At 71.3% G+C, this 13,804-nt stretch carries 13 protein-coding genes and 1 pseudogene; all 14 read left to right on the top strand.

What is annotated here, in order from left to right; genetic code table 11:
• Positions 1 to 455, top strand: a pseudogene (locus AC08OT_RS13170) (hypothetical protein); the annotation flags it as partial.
• Between the two features lie 338 nt (positions 456 to 793).
• Positions 794 to 2,110, top strand: coding sequence for a phosphoribosylamine--glycine ligase (gene purD / locus AC08OT_RS13165; RefSeq protein WP_476592067.1), 1,317 nt, complete (start codon positions 794 to 796; stop codon positions 2,108 to 2,110).
• A gap of 3 nt (positions 2,111 to 2,113) precedes the next feature.
• Positions 2,114 to 2,638, top strand: a complete 525-nt coding sequence (gene purE / locus AC08OT_RS13160; RefSeq protein WP_462186408.1) for a 5-(carboxyamino)imidazole ribonucleotide mutase — start codon at positions 2,114 to 2,116, stop codon at positions 2,636 to 2,638.
• The gene (gene purB / locus AC08OT_RS13155) at positions 2,635 to 3,942 is read left to right on the top strand and encodes an adenylosuccinate lyase (protein ID WP_476602859.1); all 1,308 of its coding nucleotides are present in this window, start codon (positions 2,635 to 2,637) and stop codon (positions 3,940 to 3,942) included. Before purE ends, purB begins: the two co-directional genes overlap by 4 nt.
• A 99-nt stretch (positions 3,943 to 4,041) precedes the next feature.
• Positions 4,042 to 4,953 (top strand): phosphoribosylaminoimidazolesuccinocarboxamide synthase, encoded by a 912-nt coding sequence (locus tag AC08OT_RS13150; RefSeq protein WP_462186410.1) that lies wholly within the window; start codon positions 4,042 to 4,044, stop codon positions 4,951 to 4,953.
• Positions 4,954 to 5,051: 98 nt separating this feature from the next.
• On the top strand, positions 5,052 to 5,453 hold the full coding sequence (locus AC08OT_RS13145) for a hypothetical protein (RefSeq protein WP_476592065.1): 402 nt from the start codon (positions 5,052 to 5,054) through the stop codon (positions 5,451 to 5,453).
• 199 nt (positions 5,454 to 5,652) lie between these two features.
• Positions 5,653 to 6,789, top strand: coding sequence for a pantoate--beta-alanine ligase (gene panC, locus AC08OT_RS13140; protein WP_476592064.1), 1,137 nt, complete (start codon positions 5,653 to 5,655; stop codon positions 6,787 to 6,789).
• Positions 6,790 to 6,791: 2 nt separating this feature from the next.
• A complete protein-coding gene (gene panD, locus AC08OT_RS13135) occupies positions 6,792 to 7,262 on the top strand; it encodes an aspartate 1-decarboxylase (RefSeq protein ID WP_476592063.1) in 471 nt (156 codons plus the stop codon).
• Positions 7,259 to 8,959 carry an L-aspartate oxidase gene (locus tag AC08OT_RS13130; RefSeq protein WP_476592062.1) on the top strand — a complete coding sequence of 567 codons (1,701 nt, stop codon included), beginning with the start codon at positions 7,259 to 7,261 and terminating at the stop codon, positions 8,957 to 8,959. Before panD ends, AC08OT_RS13130 begins: the two co-directional genes overlap by 4 nt.
• The gene (nadC, locus tag AC08OT_RS13125; protein ID WP_476592061.1) at positions 8,956 to 9,975 is read left to right on the top strand and encodes a carboxylating nicotinate-nucleotide diphosphorylase; all 1,020 of its coding nucleotides are present in this window, start codon (positions 8,956 to 8,958) and stop codon (positions 9,973 to 9,975) included. Before AC08OT_RS13130 ends, nadC begins: the two co-directional genes overlap by 4 nt.
• A complete protein-coding gene (locus AC08OT_RS13120; protein WP_476592060.1) occupies positions 9,975 to 10,727 on the top strand; it encodes a type III pantothenate kinase in 753 nt (250 codons plus the stop codon). The genes nadC and AC08OT_RS13120 overlap by 1 nt, the downstream gene beginning before the upstream one ends.
• Before the next feature lie 259 nt (positions 10,728 to 10,986).
• Positions 10,987 to 11,817 (top strand): SGNH/GDSL hydrolase family protein, encoded by an 831-nt coding sequence (locus AC08OT_RS13115; RefSeq protein WP_476592059.1) that lies wholly within the window; start codon positions 10,987 to 10,989, stop codon positions 11,815 to 11,817.
• 230 nt (positions 11,818 to 12,047) lie between these two features.
• Positions 12,048 to 13,007, top strand: coding sequence for a (2Fe-2S)-binding protein (locus AC08OT_RS13110; protein WP_476592058.1), 960 nt, complete (start codon positions 12,048 to 12,050; stop codon positions 13,005 to 13,007).
• A gap of 499 nt (positions 13,008 to 13,506) precedes the next feature.
• Positions 13,507 to 13,804: Clp protease N-terminal domain-containing protein (locus AC08OT_RS13105; RefSeq protein WP_476602858.1), on the top strand; the 298-nt coding region annotated here is incomplete at its 3' end.

Below are 13,804 nucleotides of genomic sequence, written 5' to 3'. Positions count from 1 at the left end.
CCACCGCGCCGCACCGCGCGCCGGCGCGGTACCGCGCCGGCCGGCCGCTGCCCGCGCTGGACCTGAGCGAGGGCGGGGCGACACGGGCGGCCACGGACCCGGCAGCCCGGGCAGATCGGGCGGACCCGGACGAGGCGGCCGTCGACCCCGGTCGCCGCCGGCGTTGGCCAAGACGGCGGGAACGGCTGCAGGCGTGGCCGCTGCTGTACTGGCGCTGCGAGAACTTCCCGGCCGCAGGGCGGTCGCTGCACCTGTTCGTCGAACCGGGTGGACGCGCCTTCGAGGGCCGCGACGATCCCGCCCCGCTGACCGTGCTCGGCCGGGAGGTCCGGGTCTGGCCGGTCGACGCCGCCGCCATCGTCGCGGGCATGGCCGAGGTGGACGCACGCCGCTGCGCGCTGCACCTGGTGCACGGCATGGCCCACCTGCTCTGGCGGTCGGGCGTCGGGCTGTAGCCGCTCAGCGCGGATCGTCCCGGGTGACCGGCCGGGAGTCACCGGCACCGACCGGGCACGACGCGCACGATGATCAGCATACCCGCTACTGTGGAACTGTGACCCGACCGAACTGCGACGACGCGATGCCCCAGGCGGGGTTCGCCGGTTCGCGACGGCACCCGCGCCCGGTCCGGATCTCCGTCCCGGCGCCGCGCGCCGGGGACAACCGGTGACGGCCTCCACCGACCCCCACGTCCCCCGCGCACGGCCGTGGCGGCGACGCGGCCCGGTCCGCCGGCATTACCGGGAATCCGCCGCCGCGCACCGGGCCGCTGCTTGCGTCGCGAGGTGAACTGATGAAGGTTCTTGTTGTCGGCTCCGGCGGCCGTGAACACGCGCTGTGCCGGGCGCTCGCCCGCGATCCCCGGGTCGGCTCGCTGATCTGCGCGCCCGGAAACGCCGGGACCGCCGAGCTCGCCGAGCCCCGCCCGCTCGCCGTCGCCGACCCGGACGCCGTCGCCGACCTTGCCGAGGCGGTCGGCGCGGACCTCACCGTCATCGGTCCGGAGATGCCGTTGGTAGCCGGGGCCGCCGACGAGCTACGCGCCCGCGGCCTCGCGGTCTTCGGCCCGAGCGCGGCCGCGGCCCGGCTGGAGGGCAGCAAGGCGTTCGCCAAGGAGGTCATGCGCGCCGCCGGGGTGCCCACGGCGGCCTCTCGCGACCACACCGAGATCGAGCCCGCCCTGGCCGACCTGGACGTCTTCGGCCCGCCGTACGTGGTGAAGTACGACGGGCTCGCCGCCGGCAAGGGCGTCACGGTAACCGAGGATCGCGACGCGGCCGTCGCCGCGGTCCGCGCGAGCCTGCGCGGACCGGACGGCCGGGTTGTCCTCGAGGAGTACCTCGACGGGCCCGAGGTCTCCCTGTTCGCCGTGGTGACCGAGTCCGGCGCGGTCCTCCCGCTGCTGCCGGCGCAGGACCACAAACGGGTCGGCGACGGCGACACCGGCCCGAACACCGGGGGGATGGGCGCGTACACCCCGCTGCCCTGGGCCTCGCACGGCCTGCCGGCGGAGATCGTCGCCACGGTGATCCGGCCGACAGTGGCCGAGATGACCCGGCGCGGCACCCCGTTCACCGGCCTGCTCTACGCCGGGCTCGCGCTGACCACCCGCGGCCCGCGGGTGGTGGAGTTCAACGTGCGCTTCGGTGACCCCGAGGTGCAGGCCATCCTCGCCCTGCTCACGACGCCGTTGACGGACGTGCTCTCCGGCCGGCGGGCACCGGTGTGGCGCTCCGGCGCGGCGATCAGCGTCGTCGTCGCCGCGCACGGCTATCCGGCGGCACCCAGGCTCGGCGACCCGCTCCGCGGGCTCGCTGCCGCCGGTGCACTGGCCGGCGTCGACGTCCTGCACGCCGGTACCCGGAGGGAGCCGGATGGCCGGGTCGTCTCGGCCGGCGGCCGTGTGCTGTCCGTTACGGCCATCGGCTCCAACCTGGAGTCCGCGCGAGGATCGGCCTACGAGGCTGTCAGCCGCATCTCGCTGCCCGGCGCCCATTACCGCACCGACATCGGAGATCCGTCCCGGATGCGCCACGCGGCCGACGTCCGTCGAGCGGACGTCGCGTCCGGCGAGGATCCCGCAGGACATAGAAAGAAAAAGAAGGAGTAGACCGTGTCGCAGAGCACCCCCGGGCCGGGCCATCCCCAGGTGGCGATCGTCTTCGGATCACCGTCGGACACCCAGACCATGAGCAAGGCCGGCGCCACCCTGGAACGCTTCGGTGTGCCCTACGAGCAGGTGTCGCTGTCGGCGCACCGGGCGCCGCGCACCCTCGCCGACTACGTGGGTCAGCTGCGGGCCCGCGACATCTCGGTGGTCATCGCCGGGGCAGGCCTAGCCGCTGCGCTGCCCGGCACCATCGCGGCCCTCACCACGCTGCCGGTAATCGGCGTGCCGATCTCCGGCGGGGCGCTGGACGGCATGGACTCGCTGCTCGCCATCGTGCAGATGCCGCCGGGCGTCCCGGTCGCGACCGTGGGCCTGAACAACTCGACGAACGCGGCGATCCTGGCGATCCAGATCCTGGCGCTGGCCGATCCCGATCTGGGGCTGAAGCTGGCCGCGTTCAAGGACGAGTTCGAGCAGGCCGCGGCGGACGGGCTGAGCGCGGCGGCCGCGGCCGGCAGCCAGTCATGATCGGCCGTTACACCCTGGCGGAGATGGGCCGGGTGTGGTCGGAGGCGCACAAGTACGAGCTGTGGTGTCGCGTCGAGGTGCTGGTCATGGAGGCGCACGCCGCCGCGGGCCGCATCCCCGCCGATTCCGTCGAGCCGGTCCGGGCCGCCCCCGCTCCGACGCCCGAGGCCGTTGCCGAGGTGGAGGCCGTCACCCAGCATGACGTCATCGCCTTCCTGACCGCTTGGGCCGACCGCACCGAACCCCGGTCCGCCGCCGCCTACGCGCACTTCGGCATGACCTCCTCAGACCTGCTCGACACGGCGCTCGCGCTGCAGCTGGTCGAGTCGACCGACCTGCTGCTCGCCCGGGCGGACACCCTCGTCGCCGCGCTGCGCGACCTCGGCCTAGCCCACCGGAACACCCTGCGGGTCGGCCGGACGCACGGTATCCACGGCGAGCCGACGGTGTTCGGGCACCGCGTCGCGGACCTGGCGTTCGGGCTCGCCCGCTGCCGCGACCGGCTGCGCGCGGCCCGCGCGGACGTGGCCGTCGCCAAGATCTCCGGCGCGGTCGGGACGTACTCCAACATCGACCCCGACGTCGAGGCCTATGTGGCCGACAAGCTGGGCCTCACCGCGGCCCCGGTGGCCACCCAGGTCGTGCTGCGCGACGGCATCGCCTCCTGGGTCGCGGCGCTGGCTGGGCTCGCGACCGTCTGCGAGGCGGTCGCCCTGGAGGTCCGGCACGGCCAGCGCACGGAGGTCCGGGAGCTGTCCGAGCCGTTCGGCTCCGGGCAGAAGGGCTCCTCCGCGATGCCCCACAAGAAGAACCCGATCATGTCGGAGCGCATCGCCGGGCTCGCCCGGATCGTCCGGGCGCAGTACGTCCCGGTGCTGGAGGGCGTCCCGCTGTGGCACGAGCGCGACATCTCCCACTCCTCCACCGAGCGCATCGCGCTGCCGGACGCCGCCACCGGCGTCGACTACCTGCTGCACCTGACGACCCGGCTGGTCACCGGGCTGGTCGTGGACACCGCACGGATGCGGGCGAACCTCGATGCCACGGGCGGGCTGGTCTACACCTCGGCGGTGCTGCTCGAACTCGTCGAGACGGGGCTGTCCCGCGAGGACGCCTACGCCGTCACCCAGACGGCGGCGATGGAGACCTGGCAGACCGGCGTGCCGTTCCGGGAGACGCTGCGCAAGCACGCCGGCGACCGCGGCCTGGCCCTGGACGAGGCCAGGCTCGACGAGGTGAGCCGGCCCGAGCGCTACACCAAGCGCCTCGGCTCGGTCTTCGACGCCTTGGCCGCCCTCACCTGACCCGCGCGCCCCCGCGCCTGACCCGCCGCACAGCGGCGCAGGCATGGCGCGGGACCCCGCCCCGCAGGTGCTGTTGTTCTCCCTGGGTACGGTCGGTGTATGCCGCTGACACATGAGGAGTTCGCCGGGCTCACCCACCTGGGTTCGGGCAAGGTCCGGGAGCTGTTCGCGGTCGGGGACGACGCCGTGCTGCTGGTCGCCAGCGACCGCATCTCGGCGTTCGACGTGGTCCTACCGACCGAAATTCCCGACAAGGGAGCCGTTCTCACCGGGCTTTCGCTGTGGTGGTTCGACCAGCTCGCCGACCTGGTCCCGTCCCACGTCGTCAGTTCGAACGCCGATGAGTACCCGGCCGAGCTCGCTCCGTATAGGGAGCAGCTGCGCGGCCGGTCGATGCTGTGCCGACGCCTGAACATGGTGCAGATCGAGTGCGTCGCCCGTGGTTATCTGACCGGCAGCGGGCTGAAGGACTACCAGCGCACCGGCGCGGTCAGCGGGCATCCCCTGCCCACCGGGCTGGTGGACGGCAGCAAGCTGCCGGCACCGATCTACACGCCGTCCACGAAGGCGCCGATCGGTGAGCACGACGAGAACATCAGTCGGGCCGACGCGGCCGGCCGGATCGGCACCGAGCTCGCCGCCGAGCTCGAGCGGCTGACCCTGCAGATCTTCGGCCGGGCCAGTGTCCTCGCAGCCGAGCGCGGCATCCTGCTCGCTGACACCAAGTTCGAGTTCGGTCATGACACCCAGGGCACGCTGCGGCTCGCCGACGAGGTCCTGACCCCGGACTCGTCCCGGTTCTGGCCGGAGGACACCTGGCGGCCCGGAGCCTCCCAGCCGTCCTTCGACAAGCAGTACATCCGCGATTATCTGACGAGTACCGGCTGGGACAGGACCGCGCCGGGGCCGGAGCTGCCCGCGGACGTCGTCGAGGCGACCCAGGCCCGTTACGTGGAGGCCTACGAGCGACTGACCGGCATCTCCTTCAAGGACTACCTGTCCACCGCCTGACCGCGCTCACACCGCGAACAGTACGAGAAGTTATCTTCTGGATACTATATAGGTTCTCTCCTAGAAGGAGATCGAGATATTGAGAGAGGTGAGCTGCCATGGCCACGAAGACGGACACTCCGCCACGGGCACGGCCACAGCCGCACCGGGAGGACACGGACACCTCTGCCCCTGAGCGGGACCAGCAGCAGCCGGCCCCGCCCACGGGCCCCGAGCGGTCGCCGGGCACACACACCTTCACGGTCCGGCTACCGCTGCTCACGTCGCGGTTCGAGGTTGGGCGAGGTACGAGCACGCAGTGGCCGTCGCTGGGCAAGGGCGCCTACTACCTGGGGCTCGGCGGGCTCGCCGCGGCCTCGATCATCGAATGGCCGGTCGCGGCGGCGATCGCCGCCGGCACCTACGTCGCGCAGCACACCCGTCCAGGAGCCCCCACGCCCTCTTCCCCCCAGGAGGCCGAGGCCCCTGAGCGGGCCGAGCCCGCGCACACCGGGGCCTGAACTCCGGTGGGCTCGCCGCCCCAGCGGGATATCATATAACGTCACAAAGCAACAAATTGCACCTTCCGGAGTGAGCAGAGGGCTTCGTTCGGGCGATCGCCCGAACGAAGCCCAGCTCACAGAGGAGGGCAGCAATCATTGCAGCCGAGTTACAGTTGCCAACGACGTCCGGTATCCCATCCGAGGACTGGAGCGGATCATGACTGCTGTTTTCTCCACCACGCCTGACCGCCCATCGACGGGATCCCGCGATCAGGCGGCCACCGCCACGGCCCCCTCCGCTAGGAGCATTGCCCCCTCCGTCCGGCCCAGCACGCTCCCCGGCTCGGGCAGTCCCGTCCTGGCCAGAGACCGGGCCGAGCTGCGCGCCGCGCTCGACCGGCAGGCCACCATCGCCCGGCAGAGTGAGGCCGGTCTGCCTGCGCCGGACGACGCGCCCGCGCGGGCGGCAGCCGGGCACGCGCGCCCGACCAGGGCCGTCGTCATGACAATGGGAGCGCTGCACGAAGGCCACGCCTCGCTGCTGCGCGCCGCCCGGGCCCAGGCGGACCAGGTGGTTGCCACGATCTACGTTAATCCGCTGCAATTCGGCGCGGGTGAGGATCTCGACCGGTACCCGCGCACCCTGGCCGCCGATCTCGACATGTGCGCGCGGGAGGGGGTCGACCTCGTCTTCGCCCCCCAGGTGATCCACGACTCGCCGCCGCTCGTCCGGTTGCAGGCCGGGCCGCTCGGTGAGCTACTCGAAGGCGCAACCCGTCCGGGCCATTTCGATGGGATGCTGACCCTGGTGGGGACCATGCTCCACCTGGTCCGTCCGGACCTGGCGTTCTTCGGGCGCAAGGACGCCCAGCAGCTGGTCTGCATCCGCCGGATGGTCGCGGACCTCGCCTTCGACGTCACCGTGATCGATGTGGAGACCGTGCGCGAGCCCGACGGCCTCGCGCTGTCGAGCCGGAACGTCTATCTGACCCCCGAGCAGCGGCGCAGCGCGCTCGCCCTGTCCCGGGCGCTCGCCGCCGGGGCCCGGGCCCAGGCGGGCGGGCAGGACGCCGTGCTCGCGACCGCGCGGGAGGTTCTGGCCGCCGCGGACGGGGTGGACGTGGACTACCTCGCCCTGGCCAGCCCCGACGATCTGCGTCCGGTCCGGAGCGGTCCCGCCCTGCTGCTCGTCGCTGCCCGGGTGGGCACCACCCGCCTGATCGACAACATCGACCTCGTCCTGCCTCCGGAATCCCCGGCGCCGGCCCCCACTGGGTCTCCGGCATCCGCCGGGTCTCCCGCCCTCACCCCCCGACCGGACCGTCCCGCCGACCGCGATCACCCGGGAGCCTGACCGTGTTGCGCACCATGCTCACCGCCAAGATCCACCGTGCCACAGTCACCCAGGCCGATCTGCACTATGTGGGCTCCGTGACGATCGACGCGGACCTGCTGGCCGCCGCCGACCTGCTGCCCGGCGAGCAGGTCACGATCGTCGACATCAACAACGGCGCCCGGCTGGAGACGTACGCCATCGCGGGACCGGCGGGAAGCGGGATCATCGGTATCAACGGTGCCGCGGCGCGCCTGGTCCAGCCGGGCGATCTGGTGATCATCATTGCGTACGGGCTCATGGACGACGCCGAGGCGCGCCGGCACGTCCCGAAGGTGCTGTTCGTCGACGCGGCAAACCGGATCATCGGGCACGGCGACGACCCGGCCGAACCGCTCCCCGGCGACCCGTCGAGCCTGCGTGGCGACATCCCGGTCGACATCCCGGTACCTGCGGCCGCGGCGGCGGTCCGATCGGCCGTGGCTACGCAGTGACCGTGCTACCTTGCCGGCTCGACGCGCCCCGCCCGGGATGGCTGCGCGCCGCGGACGTCGTCGTCATCGGTTCGGGCATCGCCGGGCTCACGACGGTCCTGCACCTGCGCCGGGCGCTGCCCGCCGCCCGGGTGCTGCTGGTGACCAAGGCACGCCTCGACGCCGGGTCGACCCGGTGGGCGCAGGGTGGGATCGCCGCCGCGCTCGCCGCGGAGGACTCGCCCGAAGATCATCTCTCCGACACCCTGGTCGCCGGCGTCGGGCTGTGCGACGAGGACGCAGCCCGAGTACTGGTCCGCGATGGACCGGCGCGGGTACGTGAGCTCGCCGAGCTCGGCGCCCGGTTCGATCGGACCACCGACGGCTCGTTCGCCCTCACCCGGGAGGGCGGCCATCTACGCAACCGCATCATCCATGCGGGTGGGGACGCCACCGGCCTGGAGGTGGAACGCGCCCTGATCACCGCCGTCCGGGCGGATGAGAGCGTCGAGGTCATCGAACACGCACTGGTCCTCGACCTGCTGCTCGACTCCGACGGTCGGGCCGCCGGCGCCACCCTGCACGTGCTGGGGGAGGGCAGCCGGGACGGCGTCGGCGCGGTGACGGCGGGCGCGGTGGTCCTGGCGACCGGCGGGATAGGGCAGATCTTCGCGTCGACGACCAATCCCGGCGTCTCCACCGGGGACGGGGTGGCGCTGGCTCTGCGCGCGGGCGCCGTCGTCGCGGACCTGGAGTTCGTCCAGTTCCACCCGACCGCCCTGTGGCTGCCCCCGTCCAGGCCGGGCGCCGTCGCCGACCTGCTCGGGGGCCAGCAGCCGCTGGTCAGCGAGGCCATGCGGGGGGAGGGTGCCGTTCTCGTCGACGCGGCCGGCGAGCGGGTGATGGCGGGCGTCCACCGGCTGGCCGACCTCGCGCCGCGCGACGTCGTCGCCAAGCAGATGTCGCGGGTCATGGCGGCCCAGGGGGTCGATCACCTGTTCCTGGACGCCCGGAGGCTGGGCGCGGCGACCATCGAGCGGCGGTTCCCCTCGATCACCGCGCGCTGCCGGTCCGCCGGCATCGATCCGGTCGCCAGGCCGATCCCCGTCGCGCCGGCCGCCCACTACGCCAGCGGCGGAGTGCGCACGGACCTGTGGGGCCGCACGAGCGTGGCCGGCCTGTACGCCTGCGGGGAGGTGGCCTGCACAGGGGTGCACGGCGCCAACCGGCTCGCGTCGAACAGCCTGCTGGAGGGGCTGGTCTTCGCCGCACGCATCGCGGAGCACCTAGCCGGCACCGCGCCCGGCGGCCAGCGCGGCGCCGCCATCCCCGCCGCGCCGGTGGTCGGTCGCGGCAGTGGTCTGACCGACCCCGCCGAACGCGCGGAACTCGCGCGCGCGATGACCGACGGTGTCGGGGTGCTGCGCAGCGCGGACAGCCTGCGGGCGACGGCGAAGGTACTGGCCGGTCTCGGGGACCTGCGGGTCAGCGGGGCGACGGTCACGGCCGGGCCGCCGGCCTGGGAGATGACCAACCTGCGCACGGTTGCGACGGCCCTCGCCGCCGCCGCCGCCATCCGGACGGAGACCCGCGGGTCCCATTGGCGGGAGGACTTCGGTGAGCGGGACGACGAACACTGGCTCGGCCGGATCCTCACCCGGCTCGATCCAGAAGGGGAACTGATCGTGGACGTCGAGCCCATGCGCGGCTCGCGGTGAGCGGTTCCGGTTCCGCCGGCGTGCCCGGCGGACGGCTCTCGCCCGCCACCCGCAGTGCCCTCGCCTCGGCCGGCCTCGACCCGGACGGGGTGGTGGCCCTGGTCGGCCGCGCGCTCGTGGAGGACCTCCCGGTCTGGGAGGAGAACGAGGTGACCGGCCAGATCGGCGCGGTCGACGCGACCTCCGAGGCGACGGTCGACCCCGCCCTCGTCGGGCACGGCGCCATCGTCTCGCGGGCCGCGGGCGTCGTCGCCGGCCTGCCGGTCGCCGCCGCCGTCTTCGAAAGCCTGCTCGGGCCGGCCGCGACCGTCACCCTGACCGCTCGCGACGGCGACCCTGTCCCGCCGGGCACCACGGTGGCCTACGTCAACGGGCCGGTCCGCGGCCTGCTCACCGCCGAACGCACCGCGCTGAACCTGCTGTGCCACCTGTCCGGGATCGCCACCCTGACGCGGGCCTGGGTCGACTCGGTCACCGGCACCGGTGCGGTGATCCGCGACACCCGCAAGACGCTACCCGGCCTGCGCGCGCTGGAGAAGTACGCGGTGCGCTGCGGGGGCGGGGTGAACCACCGCATGTCGCTGACGGACGCAGCCCTGATCAAGGACAACCACGTGGTCGCGGCGGGTGGCGTGGCGGCGGCGTTCGCCGCGGTGCAGGCCCGGTTCCCCGGGCTGCCCGTCGAGGTCGAATGCGACACCGTCGACCAGGTCGCGGAGGCCGTCGATGCCGGATGTGATCTCATCCTCTGCGACAATATGTCGCTGGCGGACCTGCGGACCGCGGTCCAGCTCGCCCGTCCGGCCGGGGTGCGGCTCGAGGCGAGCGGCGGCCTGACCCTGCGAACGGCGGCGGCGGTGGCAGCCGTCGGCGTCGACTATCTCGCCGTCGGCGCCCTGACCCATTCGGCGCCCGCTCTCGACCTCGGCCTCGATCTCGCCCTGGATCCCGATCATCGCCCGGGATCGGCCACCGCGGGCCCACCGATCGAGGGTCTGATCGTGGAGGAATCCTGATGCTGCTCGCCATCGACGTCGGTAACACCAACACCGTCGTCGGCGTGTTCGAGGGTGAACACCTCGCCGACTCCTGGCGGGTGCGCACCGACCCGCAGGCGACCGCGGACGAACTGGTGCTACTCTACCGCGGCCTGCTCGGCGAGTACAAGGTCACCGGTGTCTCGATCTGCTCGACCGTTCCCGCCGCGCTTCGAGCCCTGCGCCGGATGGTGGTCCGGGCCTTTCACGACATTCCGGTCGTCATCGTCGAACCGGGGACGCGGACCGGGGTTCCCATCCTCATCGACAATCCGAAGGAAGCCGGCGCGGACCGCATCATGAACACGCTCGCCGCGCACCACCTCTACGGCGGGCCGGCGATCGTCGTCGACTTCGGCACCTCGACGAACCTGGACATCGTCTCGGCACGCGGCGAGTTCATCGGCGGAATCTTTGCACCGGGCATCGAGATCGCGCTGGACGCACTCGCGTCCCGGGCGGCCCAGCTCCGTAAGGTGGAACTGGTCGCGCCACGTTCCGTCATCGGCAAGAGCACGGTCGAGGCACTCCAGTCCGGCATGATCTACGGCGTCGCCGGTCAGGTGGACGGCCTGGTACGCCGCATCCGGGCCGAGCTCGGGACGGATGCGGTGACGATCGCCACCGGGGGTCTCGCGTCCGTGGTCATCAAGGAAAGTGAGACCCTTGACCGCCACGAGCCCCATCTGACACTCATCGGCCTGCGTCTCGTCTTCGAGAAGAATATCTGATCCGATCCCGACCGGGCTCGTTCGGGCTGCATTACGGCGACCAGGATAATTACGACGATCGCGCATCTCCGGGGCTTCGACCGGTCCAGCGGATTAGGCAACCGACTCTGCCGAGCGACAGCCGCCGGGTTCGACGGACCGTCCTCCCGCGACTCGGTTACGATTCCGTGCCATGCGGGACCGAAACTCGGGAACACAGTCCGGCGTATCGTCACATCCCGGCAGCGGATACTTCACTCATCCCTTTCTTGTCACCGCGATGGCAGCATTCCTGTTCGCCGCGGTTCCGATTACGTACGGTTGGGGTGATCCGGCTTCGGCCGGTCCGCAGCCCCGTACCCTGGCCGTGCTGGGCGACTCCTACTCCTCGGGGGAGGGCAATCCTCCCTTCGACTCGCTGGCCCCCCAGTGCCGGCGGAGCAGCCAGGCCTGGCCACGACTGCTGGGCGGTATGGGATCGGGGGTCACCGTCTCGCTGTTCGCCGCGTGTTCCGGAGCCACCACCGGCGCCCTACACGAGTCGTTCAAGGGCGAGAAACCCCAGCTGGCCCAGCTACGTGCACTGGGCCGGGCCCCAGACGTCGTCACCATCACCATCGGCGGCAACGATGCCGGATTCGGCAAAGTCATCTTCAGTTGTTATGCGTGGAGATGCTTCTGGGATGGCAACGACCGCCGCGAGCGCGATCTTGTCACCAAGGAACTTCCGGGTGTCCTGAGCGCCAACTACGCGGCGGTGAAGGCCGCCGCCCCGCATTCGCGGATCATCGTGGTCGGCTATCCCTACATATTTCCGGGCAACCAGCTCAACAACATCTGTACCTGGCTGACCAACAGGGAACGTCGACAGCTGACGAGGCTGAACAGACAGCTCGACCAGGTCATCAGAAAAGCCGCGTCGGATGCGGGAGTGGAGTTCGTCTCGACGGGTCGAGCGCTACGCGGTCACGAAATCTGCACACCGGACCCGTGGGTGGCTCCGGTCAATCTGTTCGGACCGACACGTGATCTGAGCGCGCACCCCACCATGCACGGGCAGCAGGCCATCGCCGAGGCCGTCCAGCGCCATCTCGCCACGGACAGCTGGTGACGCGGGCCGACCAGCCCGGCAACCGCGCGATGTCGACCCACCCATGATGCCGGCCACGATGACTCGTGGGCATAGCACTGATGGCGGCTCCAGTTGACGCCAGACATGAAGTTAGCCTTACTTAAAGCCATGCTCATGCTAACGCCACTCTGCGAGAGATCCTGCACCCTGGCACAGCTACGCCCGGCCCAGCCGCGGCACACCTCCCGGTCCCGGCAGTGAAGCGGTCGGTGAACGAACGCCGCACCGGCTCGGCGGCGTCCCCGGCGGCGCCTTCCAGGGAAGTAGTCCCCGAGGGGACGGCGCCGGAACTCTCCGGGGGTACCGTCCAGTGCGCCGAACCACCGTTCGAGGCAAGCCTGCGGGACCTCGCCGAGGTGCTGGAGCCGCGCGGTGTGCAGTTCGGGATGCCGGACGGCCCGGGCTGGGCCGACTGTGCCTTCCTGACCGGACCAGCAGGCGTGGCCGAGGCGCTGGCCCGGGTGGGCGCTGCACACGGCGCCAGCCCGGAGGTCGCCGCGAGCTACCTGGCGAACTGGTACTCGGCGAACGTCGCCGCCCCGGCCATCGCCTGTTTCGTCCTCCTGCACCGGGTGCCGGCCCTGACCCCGGCAACGATGTCCCTACGCGCCCTCGACGGCGGCTGGTTCGACCAGACCGCGTTCCACCGGCCGGCCATGACCGTCCTGGCGGATGACCCGATCGCGGGGGGCGTCACCGCCGGAGACGGGGTGAATGCCCGGATCGGCGTGGTCGGGGACGTGGTCGGGGACGTCGCCGCGTTGCGTAGTCGCCTGGTCGAGGAGGTGCTCGCGCATCTCCAACCGTTCGTCGAGGAGCTGCGGGGACGGGTCCGGCTCGGCCTTCCGGCGCTGTGGGGGGCGGTGGCCGCGCAGTGCGCCCGCGCCTTCCTGCTGACCGAGCGCGCGACCGGCGATCCCCACCTCGGCCGAGTGGAGGCCGACGCCTTCTTCTCCCGGGCTACTCCCACCATGCGGGCCCGGCCCCGTTGGCACGAGTTCGTCCACCACGGCCGGCGGTACACCGGCATACGCCGTGGGTCGTGCTGCCTGGCCTACCGCCTTGGTGACGACTACTGCACCTCGTGTCCCTTTACCGGTGACCAGGATCGCGAGGAACGGCTGCGCGCCTGGGTCGACACGCAGGGCAACGGAGGACTTGCGGTCTGAGAATCACCCGAAGCACAGCCCGAGTATGCGCACGTAAAGTAGTTACTCACAAGATGCAAGCAAGATCTGTCGCTGAAACTCCCCAGGGCGGCGACAATGAGTAACATTGACAACGCAAAACGATATACATGTGAGTTGAATCACAACAAGATGCACCTCCTCATCCACTACCGTCGGTAGCATCGGTGAGGAGGCTCACCGAGGTGGGACGCACCGCTTGACGCGTCCCACCGCACCGTACGCCCGACCGGAGACGTCGCGAAGCGGGCGGCGTCGTTCTGCTCTTGGCGGAACGACGTGACGGAGTCATGGCTGGTCGGCTGCGGTTGCCTTAGACGTCTCCGCTGGTCGGACCGGTACTTGCGCCGGTCCGCCGCCCACGACGATGTGGACGGTGCCGGCGGGTAGATTTCTGTTCGATGCGTGAGGACATGCCTCGGCGGAGCTAGCATGCGGATACCGGCTGTCGTGTGGTCGGTCGCAGCTCGAAGGAGCGCACATGTTCGAGAGATTCACCGACCGGGCACGTCGGGTCGTCGTCCTGGCCCAAGAAGAGGCCAGGATGCTCAACCACAACTACATCGGGACCGAGCACATCCTGCTCGGCCTGATCCACGAGGGCGAGGGCGTCGCCGCCAAGGCCCTCGAGTCCCTCGGCATCTCCCTTGAGGGTGTGCGGTCACAGGTCGAAGAGATCATCGGCCAGGGGCAGCAGGCACCGAGCGGGCACATCCCGTTCACGCCGCGCGCGAAGAAGGTCCTGGAGCTGTCGCTTCGGGAGGCACTGCAGCTCGGTC

The sequence above is a fragment of the Frankia sp. CgJB1 genome (genome assembly GCF_977947065.1).
The sequence above is the reverse complement of the archived record's forward strand: the minus strand, read 5'-3'. Positions and strand labels throughout refer to the sequence as shown.